The organism is Aeromonas sp. sif2433 (genome assembly GCF_019218705.1).
Classification (GTDB): domain Bacteria; phylum Pseudomonadota; class Gammaproteobacteria; order Enterobacterales; family Aeromonadaceae; genus Aeromonas; species Aeromonas encheleia.
The window spans coordinates 1-22,172 of sequence record NZ_JAHUXD010000021.1 but is presented as its reverse complement, the minus strand read 5'-3'; the positions used below and the strand labels follow the sequence as shown (position 1 = coordinate 22,172).

Here is a 22,172-nt window from a genome sequence, read left to right as displayed (position 1 = left end):
ATAGCGCCGTGGAACCACCTGATCCCATGCCGAACTCAGAAGTGAAACGCGGTAGCGCCGATGGTAGTGTGGCATTCGCCATGCGAGAGTAGGACACTGCCAGGCACCCAATTGAAGAAGCCCGCTCAATCGAGCGGGCTTTTTTATTGCCTGAAATTCAGGATTTCGGTGCCGATTTGTTGATGGAGCAGCGGATGCTCAGACCATCCACTCCACAAATACCTATTGATTACCCATCTGTGTATCTTGTGACCCTATTTTCGGTATCACTGCCCCTCGCTGCTGACCCTCATATCGTCTGGCTATGCCTTCCATTTATGCTCACTATTGCCGTTATTGGGGAGTGACAAGGCGGGCTGGATCCATAGACTGTGAGTTTCATCGGCAAGGGAGCTGTGTATGTTGGGGATCCACGATCTGGCGTTGTTTATCGTATCTGGCTTGCTGTTGAACATGATGCCTGGGCCAGACTCCCTGCTCATCATGTTGCGCAGTGGCTCGCAGGGTTGGCGAGCAGGCTCGGTGGCGGCGCTGGGGATAGGGACTGGCACCATGGTGCACGTGCTGGCGGCGGCCCTGGGGCTGTCGGCTCTGCTGAGTACCTCGGCCGAACTGTTCGTGGTCATCAAGTTGATGGGGGCACTCTATCTGGTCTATCTGGGGATTTCCCTGCTCAGGCAAGGCGCAACGTCCCCTGCGACGACCGAGCCAGCGGTGACGCTGCCTGCGCTCTCCTATGGGCGGATCTTCCGGCAAGGCCTGCTGACCAATGTGCTCAATCCCAAGGTAGCGCTCTTCTTCCTCGCCTTTGTCCCGCAGTTCATTGCCCCAGATGCACCACAGAAGGCGCTGGCCTTCATCCTGCTGGGCTGTATCTTCAACCTCAACGGCATGATCTGGTGCCACCTGCTGGCCTTCTCGACCGCCTATGCGAGCCGCAGGGTACGCCTGCCTGCCCGGTTGGGGCGCTGGCTCAACCGCTTGATGGGGGGCTTGTTTGTCGGGCTCGGCATCAAGTTGGCGACGGAGTAAATCGCGGCCATAGAAAAAGGCGTATCCCATCGCTGGAATACGCCTTCGTCTGCACTGCAGCAAGGCTGATCGGGAGATCAGTTCATGCCGTAACGCTTGAGTTTCTTGCGCAGGGTACCACGGTTGATGCCCATCATCACGGCGGCGCGAGTCTGGTTACCACGGGTGTACTGCATGATCACGTCCAGCATGGGCGCTTCGACTTCGGAGAGAACCATATCGTACAGATCAATCACTTCCTGACCGTTCAACTGGGCCAGGTAGTTACGCAGGGCCTGTTGCACAGAGTCACGCAGGGGGCGCTGGGTCGGCTCGGCAGCGTGATTGTGAGTAGTTGTTACCAATGCATCAGAAGTCAGGGTTTGTTCGAACATATTCGGTCGGCTCTTTAGTTATGCGAGTTATGCGTTAACCTAATCCATCGAAATACACTTCAAGTGCCGTCAGCTGTGCATCTGCACAATCCAGGGCATTGAAATGTTTACGGAATTCTCGGCCCGTCTCTTCTTCATCCAGATACCAGCCCACGTGTTTACGGGCAATGCGCGCTCCCAGATATGCACCGTAAAACTGGTGCAGGTTGGTAACATGCTCGTTCATCAGGGTGCGAACCTCTTCCCTGTCGGGAGGCGGCAGCTTGGTGCCCGTCTCAAGAAAATGACGGATTTCCCGGAAAATCCAGGGTCGTCCTTGCGCAGCACGGCCGATCATCACGGCGTCGACGCCGGTATAGTCGAGGACATACCGGGCCTTCTCCGGGCTGTCTATGTCGCCATTGGCGACAACAGGAATCGATACGGCCTGCTTAATCGCCCTGATAGTGTCGTACTCCGCTTCCCCCCGGTAGAGGCAGGAACGGGTACGACCATGCACGGCAAGGGCCGCGATACCGCAATCTTCGGCGATTCGGGCGATCTCCTCGCCATTGCGGTTATCCGGATCCCATCCTGTGCGGATCTTCAAGGTGACAGGCACCTCCACTGCATCCACCACGGCCCGGCAGATGGTTCTGACCAGATCGGGTTGGCGCAGCAGGGCGGAGCCTGCCAACTTCTTATTCACTTTTTTTGCAGGACAACCCATGTTGATGTCGACGATCTGAGCGCCCTGCTCCACGTTGTAGCGGGCGGCAAACGCCATCATCTCGGGGTCGGCTCCGGCAATCTGGACCGATCGCAGTCCGCTTTCGGCAGAGTGATCCATTCTCATCCTGGTTTTCTGGGTATCCCAGACATCCGGGTTGGCCAGCAGCATCTCGGAAACGGCCATGCCAGCGCCCAATCGTAAACAAAGTTCACGAAATGGTCGGTCTGTTACACCGGCCATGGGAGCCACAATCAAGGGAGTTTCAAGCGTGTGGGGACCTATCTGCATTCCACGGTTACCATCGGCTTAGGGCGGCGTATATTACGCATTTTTTAGTCAGGAGAAAAGGTTAGTATTTGAGCGTCAGCCACTTTTTTCTGAAAAAAACGTCGCGCCAAGGCTTGCAAATTCAGGAGTGCTTGAAAATCAGGCAGATTGTCCGGGAGCATACTCGGGGTCAAATGAGTGAGGGACTCATTCATTTGTCTGTCTCCCTCCGCTGCGGGTTTGCGTTATGATAGCGAGCCTGAATCGAGCAAAGGCTCCACACAATTTTATTACAAACAGAAATTGGGGATGTATGACGTCAAGGTTCATCAAATCGCTCTGTCCGTGCCTGCTGGGAGCCATGCTGGGCTCGGCCCAGGCGCAGACCGTCAGCTTCACCGAGGCCTGGAGCCGGGTCATCCAGCAGGATGACGGACTGGCGGCAGAGCAGGCCGGGGTGGCGCGGGCAGAGCAGCTGCGCGAGGCGGCCAAGGCCATGTACCTGCCCAAGGTGGACGTGGGGGCCAGCTACACCCACCTCGATCAGCCGATGGAACTCGACATGCTGGATCTGAACCCCATCGCCAATCACCCCGAATTTGGCAAGGTGCTGGGCCCCGTCATGCAGGCGCTCAACCTCAGCCCCAGCGACTTCGTCACCCCCCTGACCAAACAGAACGTGGTCACCAGCTCGGTCAAGATGCTGTGGCCGCTGTTCGTCGGCGGGCGTATCGATGCGGCCCAGGACATTCGCCAGGCCCAGGTGAGCGAGGCGCAACAGCTGCTGGTGCTCAAGCAGCAGGCCAGCTTCGAGAGCCTCTCCCAGACCTACTTCGGGGTGGTGCTGGCGGCGCAGGTGGTGCAGACCAAGCAGGAGATCGAGCAGGGGCTGGCCCATCACCTGGATCATGCCCAAAAATTGGAGGCACAGGGCCAGATCGCCAGGGTCGAGCGGCTCTCCGCCCAGTCGGCCTATGACAGGGCCCGCATCGATACCCAGAAGGCGCGGCGCAGCCTGGAGATCGCCCAGCTGGCGCTCGGCCACATGCTCAAGATCAAGCAGGCGGAGCCCAACAGCCGGCTCTTCATCAACGAGAACATGCCGCAACTCGATCCCTTCGTGCAGGAGACCCTGACGGTGCACCCCGGCCTCAAGCTGCTGGCGGCCAAGAAGGAGCAGGCGCAGGGGATGATCAAGCTGGAGAAGGGGAAGTACGCCCCCGAGCTGTTCCTGTTCGGCAACTACAACCTCTATGAGGATGACTCCATCGTCTCCAAGACCACGCCGGACTGGCTGGTCGGGGTCGGGGTCAGCATGCCGCTGGTGAGCCGTGATGGCCGCTCCGAGACGGTGCAGGCGGCCAAGAGTGCCGAGCTGCAGGTCAACCTGTTGCAGGCCAAGACCCGCCAGGATCTGGAGTTGCTGGTCGAGAAGACCTGGCGCGAGGCTGCGCAGGGGCTGGAGGAGTACCACTCCCTCTCCTCGACCCAGGCATTGGCCGAGGAGAACGTGCTGCTGCGGGACAAGGCGTTCGGCCAGGGGCTCTCCACCTCGCTGGATGTGGTGGATGCGCGCAACCAGCTGGCCGGGGTCAAGACCCAGCGCGCCGCCGCTGCCTATCAATACGTGATCTCCCTGGCCCGCCTGTTGGCGCTCTCCGGTCAGATGAACAGTTTCAATCAATATCAGCATGCTCAGGCGACAGAGGTGAATTCATGAGTCATCCCCCCATCAAGAAGAAGATGAGCCAGGGCAAGCCGCTGTTGTTGCCGCTGGCCTTGGTGCTGTTGGTCATCTGGCTGGGCTGGCGTTTCTGGCTGGCCTATCAGCCGGAGCCGGTGCGCCTGCAGGGCCAGATCGAGGCGCAGCAGTATTCGGTCTCCTCCAAGGTGGCGGGGCGCATCGACCAGGTGCTGGTGAAGAAGGGAGATCAGCTGGCCAAGGGTCAGCTGGCATTCACCCTGGCCAGCCCCGAGATCGAGGCCAAGCTGAGCCAGGCCAAGGCCGGGCAGGCGGCGGCCGGTGCCATGGCGCAGGAGGCGGAGAAGGGGGCACGGGCCCAGCAGATCGCGGCGGCCAAGGATCAGTGGCAGCAGGCCAGGACTGCGGCCCAGCTTCATGGCAAGACCTATGAGCGGATCGCCAACCTGCACCGGGAAGGGGTGATGCCGCTGCAGAAACGGGATGAGGCCTGGACCGCCTGGCAGGCAGCCAAATACAGCGAAGGCATGGCCTGGCAGCAGTATCAGATGACCCTGGAAGGCGCACGGGAGGAGACCAAGGTCGCGGCCCGCGAGCAGGCCAAGATGGCGGCAGGCGGGGTGGCCGAGGTGGAGGCCTATCTGGCCGACACCCGCATCGCCACCCCCCATGCCGGCGAGGTCGCGCAGGTGCTGCTGCGCAGCGGCGAGCTGGCACCGCAGGGCTTCCCGGTGGTGACCCTGCTCGACATGGAGGATGCCTGGGCCCAGTTCCACGTGCGCGAGGATCTGCTGCCCCGCTTCCAGGTCGGCACCGAGTTCGATGCCAGCCTCCCAGGGTTGGGGGATCAAACGGTGCGCTTCAAGGTCACCCACGTGGCGATGATGGGGGACTTCGCCACCTGGCGTGCCACCGACACCCGCCAGGGCTTCGACATGAAGAGCTTCCAGGTGGAGGCGCGCCCCTTGCAACCGGTTGAAGGGTTGCGGGTCGGCATGAGCGTGCTGGTCGAGCTCTGATGCGGCGCGAATGGCGGCTGCTGTGGCAGGACTCGTTCAGCCGGGCCCTGATTAGCTGGATCCCGCTGCTGCTGATCGGGCTGCTGTGCTGGATCTTCTCGGCCGGGCTGGCGCGGGATCTCAAGGTGGGTCTGGTGGATCTGGATCGCAGCGCGCTCTCCCGTCAGTTGGCGTTCTCGCTGGATGGCTCCGCCGGACTGCGCCTGAGCGATCAGTTTGACTCCATCGACGAGGGGGCCAAGGCGCTGCGCGGCGGCGACGTCTATGCCCTGGTGGTGATCCCCGCCCATCTGGAGCGGGATGCGCGGGAGGGCACCCAGCCCAAGGTGACTGTGTTCAACAACGGCCAGTTCATCCTGATCGCCAAGCTGGTCAACGCGGCGCTGGCCCAGGTGGTCGGCACCCTCAACGGCCAGGTCGGCGTGCTGGCGGCTATGGCCGATGGCAAGGCGCTGCCGGGCGCCCTGGGGCAGTCCGTCCCCATCGCCAGCCAGGTGACGGCGCTCTACAACATCAACTCCAGCTACGCCCAGTTTCTGTTGAGTGCCCTGCTGCCGGCGGTGTGGCAGATCCTGGTGGTGCTCTATGGCATCAACGCCCTGGCCCGGGCCGATCGACTCGGCCTGGACTGGACCACGCAAGGGGTCTGGTTCGGCCTCTGGCGCACCCTGTTGCCTCATGTGCTCATCGGGTGGGTATGGGGGCTGGCGTGGAGCCTGCTGCTGTTCAGGGCGCTTGGCTATCCCATGCAGGGAAGCTGGCTGGTGTTGACGCTGGGCCTGGGGCTGGCCTCGGCCGCCTGCGTCAGCATGGGCGCCTTCTTCTACGGCGTCATCCGGGATCCGGCCCGCGCCCTATCGCTGGCGGGCGCCTACACGGCACCCGGCTTCGCCTTCATGGGGGTGACCTTCCCGGTCAGCGCCATGGGGGACTTCGCCCAGTTCTGGCGCAGCCTGCTGCCCATCTCCCACTATGTGGAGCTGCAGGTCGGGCAGGCGAACTACGGCCTGCCGCTCGATGCGGCCCTGCCCCAGTTCGGGGCCCTGCTGCTGTTCCTGTTGCCGCTGTTACTGGTGGTACGGCGCTATCAACCGCAGGCCCAGGCCGCCCGCCAGCTGGCCATTAAGGAGCCGGAACTATGATGGGTTTCTGGGATCTGGTGCGTCTCGAGCTGCGTACCCTGCTGGCGGACCGCGCCATCATGCTGACCCTGTTTGGTGGGGTGTTCTTCTACTCCTTCCTCTATCCGCAGCCCTATCTGCACCAGTTGCCCCGGGAAGAGGCGGTGGTGGTGGTCAACGATGATGGCAGCCAGCTTTCCCGTCAGCTGGAGTTCATGGCCGATGCGACGCCCCAGGTGAAACTGGTGGCGCGGGTCGGCAGCCTGGAGGAGGCCCGTCAGTGGCTGCTGACCGGCAAGGCGAGCGGGATCCTGCACATTCCTCGTCATTTCTACCGGGATCTGATGCTGGGCAAGAGTGTGACCCTGAGCTATGCCGGCGATGCCTCCTATTTCCTGGTCTATGGCACCATCGCCGAAGGGCTGGCCCAGGCGGGGGGCACCCTGGCGGCCGAGATCAAGGTGGCACGTCTGCTCAGCCAGGGCGAGGCGCTGCCACAGGCGGCCATGGGCTGGAACGCGGTGGGGCTCAACGTGCTGCCGGTCTTCAACCCCAGCATGGGTTATGTGAATTACGTGGTGCCGGCGGTGTTCGTGCTGATCCTGCACCAGGTGCTGTTGATGGGGGCCAGCATCCTGGGGGCGACCCAGAACCAGCGCAGCGCGCGCGGGGAGTCCGGTTACTGGCAGAAGGTGCCGGTGCTGCCTCTGCTGCTGGCCCGCACCCTGGTGCTGGGGGGGCTGTTCGTGCTGCCCGTTAGCTACTTCTTCGGCTTCTGTTTCGACTATTACGGCATAGCCCGCACCGCCGAGCCGGCCGAGCTGTGGCTGTTCATCCTGCCCTTCCTGCTGGCGACCACCTTGCTGGGCATAGTGCTGGGGGCGCTGTTTACCCGCCGTGACTTGCCGACCCAGGTGGTGCTGGTCTCATCACTGCCGCTGGTTTTCCTCGCCGGCTTTATCTGGCCGCTGGAGCTGATCCCGACGCCGCTCAACTGGCTGGCCCAGTGGGCGCCGAGCACGCCGGCCATCGAGGGATTGCTGCGCCTGAACCAGATGGGGGCCGATTTTACTCAAGTGGCCCCTTACTGGTGGCAGCTGTGGGGCTTGACGCTGCTCAACGCGCTGCTCGCCTGCTGGTTGCTGGCGTGGCGCCAGCGGCAGGCCGCCGAGACCAAGATGAAAACGGTCAGCTGAGGCTGACCGTTTTTTTGGGCGGACGGGCTCAGCTGCGCTGCAGGTCGGGGTCGCCGATGGCGTAGATCTGGCCGAGAGTCTGCTCGTCAGTGAGCAGTCGCAAACCCTGCATGGCCACATCCTGGCGTCTGACCAGACCGTGTACCTCTTTCCCCTGACTCAGCACGGCCTGGCCGGTGGCCTCGCCATCCTGCAGTCCCGCCGGCCGCAAGATGGTCCAGGCCAGCGTGCTGCTCTGCAGCCAGCTCTCGGCCAGGCTCTTCAAGCGTACCTCGTGACCGAAGGCCGTTCTGGCCCGCTCTGGCAGATATTGCCAGCTGTCGCCGCAGCCGAGCGAGGTCACCAGCAGCAGGCGCTCGAGCCCGGCCTGCTCCATTCCGTCTATCACATGGCGGTTGCCCTGATAGTCCACCGGCTGCGGCTGGCGAAAGCTGCCGAGGGTGGAGACCACTTGCGCCTCGTTGCCTGCCAGGGTGCAGGCGCGAGTGACGGCAGCCGGATCCAGGGCATCCCCCTCGACGACCTCGACTCCCAGCGTGCGCAGCTCGGCCGCCGCCTCCGGGTTGCGAACCAGGGCCAGGACTCTGTGTCCCTGGCGCAGGGCCTGATCGGTGAAGGCGCGGCCCAGCCCGCGGCTGGCTCCGAAGATGAGTGTGGTTGGCATGAGAGATCTCCCTTGGACAAAAGGGCTAGCCTAGGGGCTCGACGGCGCTATGTAAATGAGAGTTGTTTCTATCTGTGAGGGGGCGGGGGGAAACGACGGGCCGGGCGTCGCTGACGCCGGGCCTTGGGGATCAGCCGTTGTAGTGACCTATGCTGGGGCGGCGGCTGGGGCCACTCAGGTGGATATCCACCGGATTGAACGCCTTGATCGCCTCGAAGCTGAAGTCGCCGATGGCCTGGTGCAGGCTCTGGGGGCTGTGGTTGGTGATGATGATGACGCTCTTGGAGAGGTTGCGACGACGGCGCAGCAGGTGGCCGAGGAAGCTGGACTGGCTCTCCGCCATCTTGGTGCGGTTGGCGGCCACCTCGTCGATGATCAGCAGATCCACCTCTTCCAGCGCGCGGCGGTACTGATTGCGCTCCTCCTGATCCTGGATCACGTTGAAGAACAGCCGGTCCACCACAGAGGCCCACTGCTGGAAGATCACCGATTTCTGATGCAGGGCGATCAGCTCATGGGCCACGGCGCCCGCCAGGGTGGATTTGCCGGTGCCATAGTCGCCGTAGATGAGCATGCAGCCGCCGCCGCTCTTCTCCCAGTGCTCGAAGCCGCTGATGAAGTAGCGGGCCGTCTCCATGGGGTATTGCAGCGCCGGATCGGTGGCATCCATCTTGTCGAATATCCAGTCCGGGTTGAGGTCGGCCTGGGCGATCAGCTTCTGGATCCGCTCCTGGCGGGCCGTCTTCTGCAGCTCGCGCACCTCGGCGTTGGCCTTGGCGTCGTACTCCTTGCGCAGGGTCTCGTAGTCGTACTGGCTGCCGCCGGTCTGGGCCTGCAGGCGGCGAATGCGCTCGAGCAGGCCGCCCACGTGCTGGCTCAGCTCGGGATCGTGGATGCGGTGGTCCTGTTTGGCTTTGGCGATCCTCTGGCGCTTGGCCTCGATCTCCTCCAGCTCCTGGCGCAGGGGATCGTGCGGGTCAGTCATGGAAGGCTCCTTCTGCTGGGGCTGGGTTGGCAAGGGGCTAATAGTGCCTGTTGCGGGCGTCCGGGATCAATCATTATCCGGCTCCTGGGTCTGGGCCAGGCGCTTGGCCTCTTCGATCATCTCCTGTGCCCGCTTGCTCGGGCCAGACTCGGCGGGGGCAGGCGTGACCTGTTGATAGCCCGCCACCACCATCGGCTGACGACGGGCGTAACGGCGGCTCTTGAGGGCCCGGATAAACCTGAGCATCCACTGATGCTGGGAGTCGAACACCTCGGGGCGCCCCAGCCAGTAGGCAATGAACTCCCCCAAATCCTCTTCGTTGTAGCTGGCGTCGATCACCCCGCACAGGCGGGCGAGGGCGGGCAGTTCCTCATCCGGTCGCCACTGCAGGTGCATCTGGAACGGGCGCTCCGGTAGCGGGCTGCGTACCCGCTGGCTCAGCAACGGCAGCTGGAACGGGCTCTGATGGTAGTGCTCACTGTCGGGCTGAGCCTCGACCTGCAACAGCCCGGCCTCCATCAACTCGTCGAGCAGCTCGGTCAGCTGGCGGGCATTGACCTGGAAACAGAAGCCGCTGGGGTCGGTAGGATCCACCACCGCCAGCGCCCGACCCAGCTCGGGGTAGTTGAGCCTGGCCAGCTGATTTTCCAGCACCAATCTGCGCAGCTGCAGGGTGTAGAGGCTGCGGGCCGGGTGGGACAATCTGGGGTGGGCGAGGGCGCTGTATTCGGCTGGAGTCATGGTGTTCTTCACGGGCTGGAGTGGGGGCATTATCCCTCATGGCGGAGTCGCATACAATTCATGGCTGGCCGGCATGATGAGGCGGTGAGGCAATGGGGGCGCCCCCATCGGCTTGCGCTTGCCTGCGAGGGCCGCCGCTGATTGAGCCAGAAAATATTGGCGAAATAATTCGATAATTTCAAATGCTTGGAAAGCATCACCCCGGTTTCAGGTGACTGGCGGCGAGATCGGGCTGGCTAAATTGACCGCGCTTGGACTAGGCTTAATACTCAAATAACCGTTTGACTAATAAGAGCTTTGTCAAGATGTCAGAAGCCGGACTACGGATCTTGGTGGTGGAGGATGAGGCGGTTTTTCGCCATTCGCTGGTCACTTATCTCGAGCATGATGGGGCCTGTGTCTTTCAGGCCGAAGACGGGATCGAAGGCCTCTCCGCCGCCGCGTTATATCACCCCGATATCGTATTATGTGACCTGAACATGCCCAACATGGACGGACATGAGGTGATCGCCTGCCTGACCGCCCGCTATCCGGACGTGCCCGTCATCGTCATCTCTGGCCAGGACAAGATGGAATCGGTCGAGCGTGCGCTGCGGGCGGGCGCCAGGGATTTCTTCATCAAGCCGGTGTCCGACTACAGCCAGATCCGGCGCAGCATCGATCAGTGCCTGACGGGGAGCTTGCACCAGAGCCAGCAGCTGGAGCTGATGGATCACATCGATTTTTTCCGGGCTCACGACAGGGCCTCCAGCCGGTTGCTGGCCTGGCTGACACCACCGGGTCTGCAGGAGTGGGGCCCCTGGCAGGTGACCTTCGCCGGCATGGGCAACCTCTTCATTCCCGACACCTTCAAGCTGGATGACAAGCTGCTGGTGCTGGTGATGGAGCTGCCGCTGCTCGGGATGGACGCCGCCTTCTGCGGCGCCCTGGTGCGCTCCTTGATGAATGGGCCCTATCGCCAGTTCCAGCAGCAGGAGAGCCTGCTGCTGACCCAGCCGCACCGCCTGCTCGACTACCTGAATCTGCAATTGCTCGAATCGGGCCTGCGTCACTCCTTCGCCATGGCGGCGCTGCTGTTCGATCAGGAAGATGGGCTGGTATTTGCCAATGCGGGCCTCACCTCGCCCCACTGGCTGATGCGCTCGGGAGGATTGCCGCTCGGACTGATGCGCAGCAGCCGCTATGCGCTGCACAGGCGCAGCTGGCACGAGCCGTTCGAGCTGCAGTTTCGCAGCGATAGCGGCAGCGCCTTGAAGATGCAGGTTCGCCATCACTGACCCAGGAAGACGAAAACAAGGAGGGCGCCCACTGGGCGCCCTCCTTGTTTTATTCAGTCTGAACCTATTAGACGGTGGCAGACTGCAGTTTCTTGTCTTGCTCGTCGGACTCTTTGGCCGGACCCTCGGCACCGTGCATCCAGTAGACCAGGCGATTGGCCATGGTCAACAGGATCAGCGCGCTGATCACGGCGGCGATGGCGATGCCACCGAAGATGGCGATGGCACCGGACTCACCGACGAAGGAGCCGACGAAGCCGGCGATGTAGTTGGCCAGGGCGACGAAGCCGAACCAGGCACCCATCATCAGGGAGGCCAGACGCAGCGGCGCCAGCTTGGTCACCATGGAGAGGCCGATCGGAGAGAGGCAGAGCTCACCCAGGGTGTGGAACAGATAGGCACCGACCAGCCAGAACATGGAGGTCTTGACGGCCTGATCACCACCTTGCTCCAGCACGGCACCGATCATGAACAGGAAGCCCACGGCCAGGAACAGCAGACCCATGGCGAACTTCACCGGGGAGTTTGGCTCCTTGCTGCCGAGCTTGATCCAGATGGCCGCGACGATCGGGGCGAGCGTGATGATGAAGAAGGGGTTCAGGGACTGGAACCAGGCGGTCGGCACTTCGAAGCTGCCGATCATGCGGTCGGTATATTCCTGCGCGTACAGGTTCATCAGGCCACCGGCCTGCTCGAAGCCAGCCCAGAAGATGATGGTGAACAGACCCAGCACCAGGATGACCTTGATGCGATCCACTTCCTGCTTGGTCAGCGGCGCCTTCTGCTCCTTGGAGCGTTGCTCGGCGGCGCGTTGGGCGGCCGGCACACGGCCGATGTCACCCAGGAAACGCTGGGCCATGGTGGCCTGGACTACCAGGGAGAGCAGCATGCCGATACCGGCGCTGACGAAGGCAGCCTGCCAGCCATAGGCAGTGGCGGCGGCGCCGCAGATCACACCGGCCAGCAGGGAACCCAGGTTGATGCCCATGTAGAAGATGGTGAAGGCACCGTCACGGCGGTGGTCACCTGCCTGATAGAGGTCACCCACCATGGTGGAGATGTTCGGCTTGAACAGGCCGTTACCCAGGATCAGCAAGCCAAGGCCCGCGTAGAAGACGGTGTTGACCATGTCGGGGAACATGGAGTGCGGCAGGGCCAGGGTGAACTGACCGGCGGCCATCAGCACGGCACCAAACAGGATAGCGCGACGCTGACCCAGGAAGGTATCCGCCAACCAGCCACCTATGATGGGGGTGATGTAAACCAGACCGGTATAGATGCCATACAGCTTGAGAGCGTCGGCCTGGGTCCAGCCCATACCGCCATTGGCCGTCATGTCAGTCAGATAGAGGACGAGCACGGCACGCATGCCGTAATAGGAGAATCTCTCCCACAGTTCGGTACTAAAGAGCAAAAAAAGCCCTTTAGGGTGACCTAAAAAGGTCCCTTTGGACGGATTATTCATTGGAACTTCCACCTGTGTCTTATATTTTTTTAGGAATTTTATGCAAGGGCTAGGAACAAGCCATATTCCTTATAAAACAAGCGTGATTGAATTACAATGAGAGGTTTTAGGGATAATTTATCTATCAATGGTTGAATATTTGTTTTTAAAATGAAAAAAGGGCATCAAATGATGCCCAGTTCTTTATTCTATCAATGTCGTAAATATTCAGGTATTACAACTGTTTGACGAACTGCTTCAGCCAGGCCGTAAATTCACCGTTCAGTTCCGAGTGGCGCACTGCATATTCCACGTTGGCTTTCATATAACCCATCTTGCTGCCGCAGTCGTGGCTGCGACCCTTCATGAAGTAGGCGTTGACCTGTTCGTGTTCCATCAGCATGGCGATGGCATCGGTCAGCTGGATCTCGTCACCGGCACCGGCGGGGGTCTTCTCCAGCAAGGGCCAGATGTTGGCGGAGAGCACATAGCGGCCGACCACGGCGAGGTTGGAGGGCGCCTCATCACGCGGCGGCTTCTCGACGATGGCCTGCATCGGCAGTGACATGCCGGCACTCAGTGCCTCGCCCTTGATGTCGGCGATGCCATACTTGTCCACTTCGCTCTCGGGCACGGCCTCCACCATGATCTGGCTGATGTGCTCCTCCTCGAACAGGTGCACCATCTCCGCCAGGTTGTCCAGCTTGAGATTGCTGGCGACCTCGTCGATCAACACATCCGGCAGCAGCACGGCGAACGGCTGATCGCCGATCAGCGGGCGGGCGCAGAGCACGGCATGGCCCAGCCCTTTGGCCTCACCCTGGCGCACGTGCATGATGGTGACGTCCTTGGGGCAGATGTGCTGTACCTCTTCCAGCAGTTGCCGCTTGACCCGCTTCTCCAGGGTCGCTTCCAGCTCGAAACTCTTGTCGAAATGGTTCTCGATGGAGTTCTTGCTGGAGTGGGTCACCAGGATGATCTCCTTGATGCCGGCGGCGATGGCTTCGCGCACCACATACTGGATCAGCGGCTTGTCGACCACCGGCAGCATCTCTTTAGGGATGGCCTTGGTGGCGGGCAGCATGCGGGTACCCAGACCGGCGACGGGGAGAACGGCCTTGCGTACAACGAGCGGTGTCTTTTTCATGGAATGAGTCCAAAGGTACAAAGTGAGCTCATGATACCCGAAGAAAAATAGGGCAGCCACCGGCTGCCCTCATAACGAAACGGCTCTTGATCGGTTACTTGACGATAATCATGTCCCGATTCGCATCCAGGGTGGCTGGCCCTATGCCGCTTACCTCCGCCAGCTGATCCACCGAGGTGAACTTGCCCTGCTTCTCGCGATAGTCGACGATGGCCTGGGCCTTCTTCTCGCCGATCCCCTTCAGCTCCGCGAGTTCAGCGGCGCTGGCGGTGTTGAGGTTGATCTTGCCAACCTCCTTGGCGCTGGTGACGGTCGTGGCGGGCTTGGCCGCCGGCTTGTCGGCGGCGAGCACAGGCTGGCTCAGCAGGGGCAGGCAACCCAGCAGCAGGGCTGCCGTCAGTGTTTTGTAGTTCATGGCTTCATGTCCTTATGTTGCGTTAATTGCACATTTATCATTAGTCGTATTGCGCCACTTTTTGTCTGTCAGAAGTAGCAGGGAATAACTCAGGCAAATCGGCTATAAGCTGGACACGGCCTCCTCGGTTACACTGGCTAACCATTTGAGCGAGATATCTTTTCTATGTTCTTACCCGCCATTTCCGAGCTGGAGCCCATCGCCCGTGCCGCCGGTGAGGCCATCATGGCCATCTACCATCAGCCTTTTGCGGTGGAGTACAAGGCCGACGAGAGCCCGCTCACCGCCGCCGACAAGGGGGCTCATGAGGTGATAGTGCAGGCGCTGGCCAGATTGACGCCGACTATCCCGGTGTTGTCCGAGGAGTCAGATGCCGAGACGATGCAGGCCCGGCTCGGCTGGTCCCGCTACTGGCTGGTGGATCCGCTGGATGGCACCAAGGAGTTCGTCTCCCGCAACGGTGAGTTTACGGTGAACATAGCGCTGATCGATGATGGCAGGCCGGTCTGGGGCCTGGTCTATGCCCCCGTGCCCGACCGGCTCTGGTACGGCGGAAGGGGCCTGGGGGCCTGGCGCATCGACGGGGGGAGGACGGTGGCGATCAAGACTCGCCCCCATGCGGATGGACAAGCCTGGCGGGTGGTGGGCAGCCGCAACCACCTGTCCCAGGCGACCCTGGATTACCTGGCCCGCTTTGGTGACATAGCGCGGGGCGAGATAGAGCTGGTCTCCATGGGCAGCTCGCTCAAGTTCTGCATCATCGCCGAGGGGGACGCCGAGCTCTATCCGCGCCTAGCCCCCACCTGTGAATGGGATACCGGGGCGGCGCAGGCGGTGCTGGAGGGAGCGGGGGGCTCGGTGACCCGACTCGATGGCTCAGCGCTCGAGTACAACAAGCCGGATATCCTCAATCCCTGGTTTGTGGCGCGGGCCTGAGCATTTCACCAACGAGGGGCCGCAGAGGTAAAAAGGCCGGACATTGTCCGGCCTTTTGCATTTTCTATCGCGGGTGCGAGTGGGTCTGAACTCAGAACACCTTCTTGTAGGGCTTGATGGTGACCCTGGCGCAGACGCCTGCCGCCACATAGGGATCGGCATCGGCCCAGGCCTTGGCCTCGGTCAGACTGGTGAATTCGGCGATCACAGTGCTGCCGGTGAAGCCCGCATCGGCCGGATCCTCGGCGTCGATGGCCGGGTTGGGGCCGGCGGTCAGCAGGCGTCCCTCATCCTGCAGCGCCTGCAGACGGGCCAGGTGGGCGGGACGGGCCAATTTACGCTGGGGCAGGCTGCCCGCGGCGTCTTCGGAGTAGATCAGATACCACATGAGAGAATCCTTTTCTGGTTGCGGTTATTTTTTCTGTTCTGCTTTCTGCTCGGCCGGCATGTGGCGATAGAGATAGACGCCGCTCAGCAGGGTGAACACCAGCGTCATGCCCAGCAGGCCAAACACCTTGAAGTTGACCCACATCTCTTGCGACAGGTTGAAGGCCACATAGAGGTTGAGCAGGCCGCAGACGGCGAAGAAGCCGACCCAGCCGAGATTGACGTTGTCCCAGACGCGGTCGGGGGCCTGCAGCTCCTTGGCCAGCATCTGCTTGATGAGGTTCTTGCCAAAGCCGTAGCGGCTGATGAGCAGCGCGAGGGCAAACAGCACGTTGATGACGGTCACCTTCCACTTGATGAAGGTATCGTCATGGAAGAAGACGGTGAGGCCGCCGAAGAAGCCGACCAGCAGGAAGGTAAACAGCTGCATCTTCTCGACCTTGCGATAGCGCACCCAGCTGTAGAGCAACTGCAGGCCGGTGACGGCGACCAGGGCGCCGGTGGCGGTATAGATGTCGTAGAACTTGTAGACGGCGAAGAACACGATCAGGGGAATAAATTCAATAAACTGCTTCATGCTGGGCTCATTAACCTCAAAATTTCACTCAGTGTACCTGCCTGTTAGGCAACGGCAAATGAATAAGACCATCCGGATTGCCGTCGGTTCCACTCTATCTTTATGCCAGATCCAGACCCGCCACCGGCGGTTGTCAGGGCCGCGCCGGGCGTCTGCGATTTAGTCAGGCGGTCGTGTCAAACAGCTGGTTTGCAACGGCCTGGCCCAGCCGCAGCTGATCCGCCAGCAGCTCGCGAATGTGCCGCTCCTCGATCAAGGGGTTGAGCAGCACGGCGCGCAGCAGGGTGAGCGGCTGGCTGCCATAGCGCCCCACCGCCCGCTGGGTGCGGGAGACGAAGCTGTGGCCCTCGGCCCGCTGCGCCTTCTGCAGCGCCACGTTGAAGGCGTTGATCTGCTCGTTGGCCGCCTCATCCAGCGGCTTGCCTTGCAGGTGGGGTGGAATGCAGCGATAGGAGAGCAGGTTCATCACCGGCGCCGACATCAGCTCGAAGGCCGGATCGGCCTCGATCAGAGCGGCCATCAGCCGTGCCCGGTCGTAGTTGGCCTCGATGAGCTCGGCATAACCCTGTTGGCCCAGCAGCTGGAAGGCGGCGTCCAGATAGAGTGCATTGGCGGGGCGGGTGCCCTCCAGGGTAAAGCGGCCCTGATCGAAGGAGCTGGCGCGGATGGCGTAGGGGGCCTCCCGCTTGACCGTCATCATCAGATCCGGCTGGCGGCAGAGCAACATGCCGGTACCGAGTGGCACCAGCAGCTGCTTGTGGCCGTCCAGGGTCACGGTATCGGCCCGCTCTATCCCCGCCAGCAATTCCTGGTAGCGGGGGGAGTAGAGGGTCGGGCCGCCCCAGGCGGCATCCACATGCAGGTGAATCCGCTCGCGGGCCGCGATGGCCGCGAGCTCGGGCAGGGGATCGATGGAGCCAAAATCCGTGCTGCCGGCGACGCCGACCAGGGCCAGCACCTTGAGCTTCTGTGCCTTGCACTGGGCCAGCGCGGTCTCGAGGGCCGCGATGCTGAGCCGGTTGTCGGCGTCGGTATCGAGCCGCCAGACGTTGCCGGCGCCCAGCCCCAGCAGATCCATGCCCTTGTCGAAGGAGTAGTGCATCAGCCGCGAGCCCAGGATCACGGCGCCGCGGTAGCCCTGCTCGTAGAGGGCGAACAGGTTGTCGCCACAGGCGCGGTTGCGGGCCAGCCAGAGGGCGGTGACGTTGGCGATGGTGCCGCCGCTGGTCATGACGCCGAGGGCCGCATCCTTGGCATGCATCTGCGTCTCGTAGAAGTCATCCCCCTCGCGATAGATGAGGCGGTGCAGCTTGGCCAGCACCTCCCGCTCCAGGAAGCTGAGCAGGCGGGAGGACTCCATCTTCATCGGATTCTGGTTGAGCATCACCAGCAAGCGGGAGAGCTCGGCGGTGAAGGCCGGTAACGGCGCCGTCATGTGCCCCATGTAGCGTGGGGAGGTGAGGTGGGAGGCGCCGGGCACCAGGGTGGCCAGCCGCGCCAGATAGGCTTGAGTGCTCATGCCCGCGGCGGGCATGCGGGACTGATCGAGCTGATGAACGAAGTGATCGCGCTGGTAGGGAGCCTGACTGTCATCCGAGTGGTGGAAGGTCTCCAGCAGGGCCGTCATGGCCTGGCCGAAGGCAGGATCCGGTTGTGTAAAGAGTTCAGTCAGCTTCATCAGGTTCTCCAGACCAGGGTGCCGGGCAGACGCGGCCAGGCTTGTGCGTCGGCCGCAGAGCATACACCAAAGGAACAGGGGGGGCAGCCCTCTCCTGGCGACGGCGAATCCCTGGCAGGCAGCGCCTTTATTTTTGAGCTAACACTTGTAGCCTGAAATCAGGGCCGCTAGAGTGAGCCGAGTCTGGACAGGAGTATCTGATGAGTGATGTGACGGGTTATTCCCCACGGGAGGAGTGGGCCAACCGCCTCAGCCACGGGCTGGGGCTGCTGCTGGGGATCCTCGGTCTGATCCTGCTGCTGCACAAGGGCTGGGATCAGGGCCCCCAGGCGCTGCTGAGCTACGGCCTCTATGGCGCCAGCCTGGTCCTGCTCTACCTCGCCTCGACGCTATATCACAGCATGGGTTCGGGGGCGGCGAGGCGCTGGTGCAAGGTGTTCGATCACTGCGCCATCTACCTGCTGATCGCCGGTACCTATACCCCCTTCCTGCTGGTGGCGCTCGATACCCCGCTGGCACAGGGGCTGATGGTGGTGATCTGGGCACTGGCCCTGGCCGGGGTGGTGTTCAAGCTGCTCTTCATCAACCGCTTCAAGCGCCTGTCCCTGTTCACCTACCTGATGCTGGGCTGGCTGTCGCTGGTGGTCATCTATCAGCTCTACCTCCACCTGGCGGGAGAGGGGCTGCTGTTGCTGGGGATAGGCGGGCTCATCTACAGCCTGGGTGTCATCTTCTACGTGGCGAAGCGGATCCCCTATAACCATGCCATCTGGCACCTGTTCGTGCTGGGGGGCAGCCTCTGTCACTTCGCGGCCATCTATGGCTACGTCTAACCCTTAGTTGGTATTCCTTGGCGTACGAAAGCCTCAATTCGTGCGGCATCACACAGTTGGCCTCCGCATTTGCTGACAAGCTAGGGACAGTTCGGCTTGCAAAGGATGCACACAATGAGTGAGATCGCGCTTTCCATCAGCATGTTGTCGCTGGTGGCGGTGCTGGGACTCTGGCTGGGAAACTGGCGGGTCTATGGCGTGGGGTTGGGGATCGGCGGGGTGCTGTTTGGCGGCATCATAGTGGGTCACTTCGCAGGCCTGTCCGGCTTGCAGTTAAATGAGCAAACACTTCATTTTATTCAAGAATTTGGCCTGATCCTGTTCGTTTACACGATCGGCATCCAGGTCGGTCCCGGTTTCTTCTCCTCCCTGCGCAGCTCGGGGCTCAAGCTCAATGGCTTCGCCGCCCTGCTGGTGCTGCTCGGCTGCGTGGTGGCGGCGGCCCTGCATCAGCTGTTCGATGTGCCGCTGCCGGTGATCCTCGGGGTCTTCTCCGGCGCAGTGACCAACACCCCCTCCCTCGGGGCAGGCCAGCAGATCCTGGCCGAGCTCGGGGCCGATCCGGACATGACCGGGCTGATGGGCATGGGCTATGCGGTGGCCTACCCGTTCGGGATCTGCGGCATCCTGCTCACCATGTGGCTGATTCGCATGTTCTTTCACATCAAGATCGACGAAGAAGCGGCCGCGTTCGAGCAACAGGCGGGCAAGACCAAGGAGAGCCTGCAGACCATCAACATCGCGGTGCGCAACCCCAATATGCATGGCCTGATGCTGCGCGAGATCCCGAGCCTGGACGAGGCCGACGTGATCTGCTCCCGTCTCAAGCGCGACGATGAGCTGATGGTGCCTAATCCGGATTCACGCATCCAGCTCGGCGATCTGCTGCACCTGGTCGGCGAGCGCCATGCCCTGCACAAGGTGCTGCTGGTGCTGGGGGAGGAGGTGGAGACCTCGCTCTCCACCCGGGGCACCGAGCTGCGGGTCGAGCGGGTGGTGGTCACCAACGAGCAGGTGCTCGGCAAGCGGATCCGGGATCTCGACATCAAGCAGAAATACGATGTGGTCATCTCTCGGCTCAATCGGGCCGGCATCGAGCTGGTGCCGACCAGCCAGACCAGCCTGCAGTTTGGCGACATTCTCAACCTGGTGGGACGGCTCGAGGCCATCGAGGCCGTCACCAGCGTGGTCGGCAACGTGCAGCAGAAGCTGCAGCAGGTGCAGATGCTGCCGGTGTTCATCGGTATCGGCCTTGGGGTGCTGCTCGGTTCCATCCCCTTCTACCTGCCGGGCTTCCCGGCGGCGCTGAAGCTGGGACTGGCGGGGGGGCCGCTGGTGGTGGCGCTGATCCTGTCGCGCATCGGCAGCATTGGCAAGCTCTACTGGTTCATGCCGCCCAGCGCCAACCTGGCGCTGCGCGAGATCGGCATAGTGCTGTTCCTGGCGGTGGTGGGATTCAAGTCCGGGGCCGGCTTCATCGACACCCTGATCAACGGCGATGGCCCGGCCTGGATGATGTACGGCATGGCGATCACCCTGATCCCGCTGCTGGTGGTCGGGGTGCTGGCGCGCCACTATGGCAAGCTCAACTACCTCACCCTGTGCGGCCTGCTGGCGGGCTCCATGACGGATCCTCCCGCCCTGGCCTTCGCCAACGGCATGCACCCCACCAGCGGGGCCAGCGCCCTGTCCTATGCCACCGTCTATCCGCTGGTGATGTTCCTGCGGATCATCTCGCCCCAGCTGCTGGCCATCCTGCTCTGGGCCGGGGTCTGAGCACCCATCTGACGGGAACCCTCATTGGGGTTCCCGTCTCCATTGGCCCCAGTCAATATTATTGATTTAATTAATTTTATTCCTCGCAGTTCACCCTTCGGTTTCTAAGCCTAATTCAGTCTCAAAGTAGTCTATCCGTTCGAATTTTCTCACTGGTTTATGGTCGGGTTCGCGGGCACATTAGACGCTGTAAATTTTTGCCCATTGGTATTCAGGAGAAAGCATGAGCAGCCACAACATCGTATTGGATCAGGACGTCGTCGTTACCCAGCTGAAAGGCAAAGTCTATCTGGTTGCCGCGGATGGGAGCCAAACACTGCTGACCGAAGGCGATGTGCTTCCCAAGGATGCGGTGGTGCTCAGCCCGGATGGGGCCAGTTTCCAGGGGGGCAGCGAGACCTTCACCCTGAGCCCGACCAAGGAGCTCGATCCGGCCGCGGATGATGCCTCCTTGCTGACGCAGAACGGGCCGGCGGGGACTCCTGATGATGTGGCGGCCTTGCAGCAGGCCATACTGGCAGGCACAGATCCGACCCAGGCCTTTGAGGCTTCAGCCGCCGGCGGGGCACCGGCTGCGGGCAACATCGGTGGTGTCGAGGGTTCCAGTGGCAACGGCGGCTTCGTCAGCATCGACCGGACCGGGGATGTGACCATCGCCGCCGCCGGCTTCGATACCGCCAACCCGGGCGAGATCGGTGTCATTGCCGAGGCGCGGGGTGGGGAGGACGAGAACGCCGACCTCACGGCGCCCGTCATCACGGTGTCGGCACCGGACAACACCAACGACAACACCCCGACGCTGACGGGGACCACGGATGCCGATCCTGGCAGCACCGTGACCCTGCTGGTCACCGATGCCGGTGGCAAGCAGCAGACCCTGATCACCACGGTCAAGCCGGATGGCACCTTCAGCGTGGATGTCGTCACCCCGCTGACCGACGGTGGCTACACGGTGACGGCCTCAGTGACCGATCCCTACGGCAATACCGGCACCGCCACCGATGATGGCAGCGTGGACGGCACGGCGCCTTCTGCACCGCTGGTGGACATTCAGGATGGCGCGGACAACGTCATCTCCGCCAACGAGCGGGAGCATGGGGTGGATGTCATCATCCACCTGCCTGCCGACGCCAAGGCGGGCGATCGCCTCGATGTGGACTGGAATGGTGATGGCGTGCCTGACAGCAGCTCCATCCTGACCACAGATGACATCAACAAGGCTCAGGTCAATCTGACCATCCCCACGACCGATCTGCCGATCAACGGCCCTATCTCGGTCGATGCCACCCTGACCGATCCGGTGGGCAATACCTCGCCCAAGGGCACCGACAACAGCATAGTGAACGCCCCACCCTCGCCCGTGAATGATCAGTTCAGCGTGGCGGAGGATGGCACAGTCACCATCAATGTGACCGGCAACGATACCGATGTCGACGGCGATCGCCTGACCATCAACGCCATCAACGGCCAGACCATCGCCGAAGGCGGCTCCGTGGCCATCGACAATGGCACAGTGACCCTCAGCAATGGTCAGCTGGTCTTTACGCCAGCACCAGATTTCAATGGCAGCATCTCCTTCGAATACACCATCACCGACGGCCTGCACAACGCTACCGCAGGGGTGACAGGTACCGTCACCGGCGTGAACGATGCGGCCGTGATCAGCGGTGCCGACCACGGCGCGGTGCTGGAAGACGAGAGCAAACCGACCCTGACCGAGACCGGCACCCTGACCCTGACCGATCTGGATGCGGGCGAGGCGGTGTTCAAGGCCGGTACCGGTACCCCGACCGGCAGTGTGCTGGGTAGCCTGACCATCACCACAGATGGCAAGTGGAGCTATGAAGTCGCCAACGACAAGGTGCAGTACCTGAAAGAGGGTGAGACCA

At 62.1% G+C, this 22,172-nt stretch carries 21 protein-coding genes and 1 rRNA gene; 11 read left to right on the top strand and 11 right to left on the bottom strand.

Going from position 1 to position 22,172, the window contains the following annotated elements; all coding sequences use genetic code 11:
* Together rrf and KW825_RS20120 are read left to right on the top strand one after the other, a co-directional pair.
* Window positions 1-105, top strand: a 5S ribosomal RNA gene (gene rrf, locus KW825_RS20125); the annotation flags it as partial.
* 294 nt (window positions 106-399) lie between these two features.
* The gene (locus KW825_RS20120; protein WP_218292828.1) at window positions 400-1,032 is read left to right on the top strand and encodes a LysE family translocator; all 633 of its coding nucleotides are present in this window, start codon (window positions 400-402) and stop codon (window positions 1,030-1,032) included.
* A gap of 77 nt (window positions 1,033-1,109) precedes the next feature.
* On the opposite strand, the gene fis is transcribed toward KW825_RS20120, so the two are convergent.
* Entirely contained in the window at window positions 1,110-1,406 is a 297-nt protein-coding gene (gene fis / locus KW825_RS20115; protein ID WP_005309538.1) for a DNA-binding transcriptional regulator Fis, read from the bottom strand.
* Between the two features lie 34 nt (window positions 1,407-1,440).
* Window positions 1,441-2,406: a tRNA dihydrouridine synthase DusB gene (gene dusB / locus KW825_RS20110; protein WP_042655054.1), complete on the bottom strand. Its 966-nt coding sequence runs from the start codon at window positions 2,404-2,406 to the stop codon at window positions 1,441-1,443.
* A gap of 292 nt (window positions 2,407-2,698) precedes the next feature.
* Here dusB and KW825_RS20105 point away from each other — a divergent pair, with 292 nt between their 5' ends.
* From KW825_RS20105 to KW825_RS20090, 4 genes are read left to right on the top strand one after another with little or no spacing between them, the layout of a single operon-like run.
* Window positions 2,699-4,105 (top strand): TolC family protein, encoded by a 1,407-nt coding sequence (locus tag KW825_RS20105; protein WP_256354025.1) that lies wholly within the window; start codon window positions 2,699-2,701, stop codon window positions 4,103-4,105.
* On the top strand, window positions 4,102-5,106 hold the full coding sequence (locus KW825_RS20100) for an HlyD family secretion protein (protein WP_218330228.1): 1,005 nt from the start codon (window positions 4,102-4,104) through the stop codon (window positions 5,104-5,106). Before KW825_RS20105 ends, KW825_RS20100 begins: the two co-directional genes overlap by 4 nt.
* Window positions 5,106-6,248 (top strand): ABC transporter permease, encoded by a 1,143-nt coding sequence (locus tag KW825_RS20095; RefSeq protein WP_218330227.1) that lies wholly within the window; start codon window positions 5,106-5,108, stop codon window positions 6,246-6,248. The genes KW825_RS20100 and KW825_RS20095 overlap by 1 nt, the downstream gene beginning before the upstream one ends.
* Window positions 6,245-7,423 (top strand): ABC transporter permease, encoded by a 1,179-nt coding sequence (locus tag KW825_RS20090; protein ID WP_218330226.1) that lies wholly within the window; start codon window positions 6,245-6,247, stop codon window positions 7,421-7,423. Before KW825_RS20095 ends, KW825_RS20090 begins: the two co-directional genes overlap by 4 nt.
* Window positions 7,424-7,451: 28 nt before the next feature.
* On the opposite strand, the gene KW825_RS20085 is transcribed toward KW825_RS20090, so the two are convergent.
* From KW825_RS20085 to KW825_RS20075, 3 genes are all read right to left on the bottom strand, one after another.
* Entirely contained in the window at window positions 7,452-8,087 is a 636-nt protein-coding gene (locus KW825_RS20085; RefSeq protein ID WP_218330225.1) for an NAD(P)-dependent oxidoreductase, read from the bottom strand.
* Between the two features lie 130 nt (window positions 8,088-8,217).
* Entirely contained in the window at window positions 8,218-9,072 is an 855-nt protein-coding gene (locus KW825_RS20080; protein WP_218330224.1) for a DnaA ATPase domain-containing protein, read from the bottom strand.
* Window positions 9,073-9,138: 66 nt separating this feature from the next.
* A complete protein-coding gene (locus tag KW825_RS20075) occupies window positions 9,139-9,813 on the bottom strand; it encodes a DnaT-like ssDNA-binding domain-containing protein (RefSeq protein ID WP_042655071.1) in 675 nt (224 codons plus the stop codon).
* 305 nt (window positions 9,814-10,118) lie between these two features.
* Between KW825_RS20075 and KW825_RS20070 the strand changes: the two genes are divergently transcribed.
* Complete coding sequence (locus KW825_RS20070) at window positions 10,119-11,090, top strand: response regulator (RefSeq protein ID WP_218330223.1); 972 nt, start codon at window positions 10,119-10,121, stop codon at window positions 11,088-11,090.
* A gap of 67 nt (window positions 11,091-11,157) precedes the next feature.
* Here the strand turns inward: KW825_RS20070 and KW825_RS20065 are convergent, their stop codons facing one another.
* The 3 genes from KW825_RS20065 to KW825_RS20055 form a co-directional block, all read right to left on the bottom strand.
* A complete protein-coding gene (locus KW825_RS20065; protein WP_218330222.1) occupies window positions 11,158-12,555 on the bottom strand; it encodes a peptide MFS transporter in 1,398 nt (465 codons plus the stop codon).
* Window positions 12,556-12,769: 214 nt separating this feature from the next.
* Window positions 12,770-13,681, bottom strand: coding sequence for a UTP--glucose-1-phosphate uridylyltransferase GalU (gene galU, locus KW825_RS20060; RefSeq protein ID WP_218292823.1), 912 nt, complete (start codon window positions 13,679-13,681; stop codon window positions 12,770-12,772).
* A gap of 94 nt (window positions 13,682-13,775) precedes the next feature.
* Complete coding sequence (locus KW825_RS20055; RefSeq protein WP_218330221.1) at window positions 13,776-14,096, bottom strand: ComEA family DNA-binding protein; 321 nt, start codon at window positions 14,094-14,096, stop codon at window positions 13,776-13,778.
* A gap of 165 nt (window positions 14,097-14,261) precedes the next feature.
* Between KW825_RS20055 and cysQ the strand changes: the two genes are divergently transcribed.
* Window positions 14,262-15,032 (top strand): 3'(2'),5'-bisphosphate nucleotidase CysQ, encoded by a 771-nt coding sequence (cysQ, locus tag KW825_RS20050; protein WP_218330220.1) that lies wholly within the window; start codon window positions 14,262-14,264, stop codon window positions 15,030-15,032.
* A gap of 91 nt (window positions 15,033-15,123) precedes the next feature.
* Here cysQ and KW825_RS20045 read toward each other — a convergent pair whose 3' ends face one another.
* The 3 genes from KW825_RS20045 to KW825_RS20035 form a co-directional block, all read right to left on the bottom strand.
* Window positions 15,124-15,420 carry a YciI family protein gene (locus tag KW825_RS20045; RefSeq protein WP_042655064.1) on the bottom strand — a complete coding sequence of 99 codons (297 nt, stop codon included), beginning with the start codon at window positions 15,418-15,420 and terminating at the stop codon, window positions 15,124-15,126.
* A gap of 24 nt (window positions 15,421-15,444) precedes the next feature.
* The gene (locus KW825_RS20040; protein ID WP_218330219.1) at window positions 15,445-15,996 is read right to left on the bottom strand and encodes a septation protein A; all 552 of its coding nucleotides are present in this window, start codon (window positions 15,994-15,996) and stop codon (window positions 15,445-15,447) included.
* Window positions 15,997-16,159: 163 nt separating this feature from the next.
* On the bottom strand, window positions 16,160-17,674 hold the full coding sequence (locus KW825_RS20035) for a pyridoxal-dependent decarboxylase (protein ID WP_218330218.1): 1,515 nt from the start codon (window positions 17,672-17,674) through the stop codon (window positions 16,160-16,162).
* A 200-nt stretch (window positions 17,675-17,874) separates the two neighbouring features.
* On the opposite strand from KW825_RS20035, the gene KW825_RS20030 reads away from it, so the two are divergent.
* The 3 genes from KW825_RS20030 to KW825_RS20020 form a co-directional block, all read left to right on the top strand.
* Window positions 17,875-18,507, top strand: coding sequence for a hemolysin III family protein (locus KW825_RS20030; protein WP_042655067.1), 633 nt, complete (start codon window positions 17,875-17,877; stop codon window positions 18,505-18,507).
* Between the two features lie 114 nt (window positions 18,508-18,621).
* Entirely contained in the window at window positions 18,622-20,283 is a 1,662-nt protein-coding gene (locus tag KW825_RS20025) for a putative transporter (protein ID WP_042655068.1), read from the top strand.
* 223 nt (window positions 20,284-20,506) lie between these two features.
* The coding region (locus tag KW825_RS20020; protein WP_218330217.1) for a retention module-containing protein at window positions 20,507-22,172 on the top strand (1,666 nt) is incomplete at its 3' end.

Bases quoted from the DNA above. Each gene is read 5' to 3' on its own strand.
- KW825_RS20075 (WP_042655071.1), bottom strand. From the start codon at position 9,813: ATGACTCCAGCCGAATACAGCGCCCTCGCCCACCCCAGATTGTCCCAC.
- KW825_RS20105 (WP_256354025.1), top strand. From the start codon at position 2,699: ATGACGTCAAGGTTCATCAAATCGCTCTGTCCGTGCCTGCTGGGAGCC.
- KW825_RS20100 (WP_218330228.1), top strand. From the start codon at position 4,102: ATGAGTCATCCCCCCATCAAGAAGAAGATGAGCCAGGGCAAGCCGCTG.
- KW825_RS20090 (WP_218330226.1), top strand. From the start codon at position 6,245: ATGATGGGTTTCTGGGATCTGGTGCGTCTCGAGCTGCGTACCCTGCTG.
- KW825_RS20070 (WP_218330223.1), top strand. From the start codon at position 10,119: ATGTCAGAAGCCGGACTACGGATCTTGGTGGTGGAGGATGAGGCGGTT.
- cysQ (WP_218330220.1), top strand. From the start codon at position 14,262: ATGTTCTTACCCGCCATTTCCGAGCTGGAGCCCATCGCCCGTGCCGCC.
- KW825_RS20055 (WP_218330221.1), bottom strand. From the start codon at position 14,096: ATGAACTACAAAACACTGACGGCAGCCCTGCTGCTGGGTTGCCTGCCC.
- KW825_RS20120 (WP_218292828.1), top strand. From the start codon at position 400: ATGTTGGGGATCCACGATCTGGCGTTGTTTATCGTATCTGGCTTGCTG.
- KW825_RS20080 (WP_218330224.1), bottom strand. From the start codon at position 9,072: ATGACTGACCCGCACGATCCCCTGCGCCAGGAGCTGGAGGAGATCGAG.
- KW825_RS20040 (WP_218330219.1), bottom strand. From the start codon at position 15,996: ATGAAGCAGTTTATTGAATTTATTCCCCTGATCGTGTTCTTCGCCGTC.
- KW825_RS20045 (WP_042655064.1), bottom strand. From the start codon at position 15,420: ATGTGGTATCTGATCTACTCCGAAGACGCCGCGGGCAGCCTGCCCCAG.
- dusB (WP_042655054.1), bottom strand. From the start codon at position 2,406: ATGCAGATAGGTCCCCACACGCTTGAAACTCCCTTGATTGTGGCTCCC.
- KW825_RS20095 (WP_218330227.1), top strand. From the start codon at position 5,106: ATGCGGCGCGAATGGCGGCTGCTGTGGCAGGACTCGTTCAGCCGGGCC.
- KW825_RS20065 (WP_218330222.1), bottom strand. From the start codon at position 12,555: ATGAATAATCCGTCCAAAGGGACCTTTTTAGGTCACCCTAAAGGGCTT.
- KW825_RS20085 (WP_218330225.1), bottom strand. From the start codon at position 8,087: ATGCCAACCACACTCATCTTCGGAGCCAGCCGCGGGCTGGGCCGCGCC.
- KW825_RS20030 (WP_042655067.1), top strand. From the start codon at position 17,875: ATGAGTGATGTGACGGGTTATTCCCCACGGGAGGAGTGGGCCAACCGC.
- galU (WP_218292823.1), bottom strand. From the start codon at position 13,681: ATGAAAAAGACACCGCTCGTTGTACGCAAGGCCGTTCTCCCCGTCGCC.
- KW825_RS20025 (WP_042655068.1), top strand. From the start codon at position 18,622: ATGAGTGAGATCGCGCTTTCCATCAGCATGTTGTCGCTGGTGGCGGTG.
- KW825_RS20035 (WP_218330218.1), bottom strand. From the start codon at position 17,674: ATGAAGCTGACTGAACTCTTTACACAACCGGATCCTGCCTTCGGCCAG.
- fis (WP_005309538.1), bottom strand. From the start codon at position 1,406: ATGTTCGAACAAACCCTGACTTCTGATGCATTGGTAACAACTACTCAC.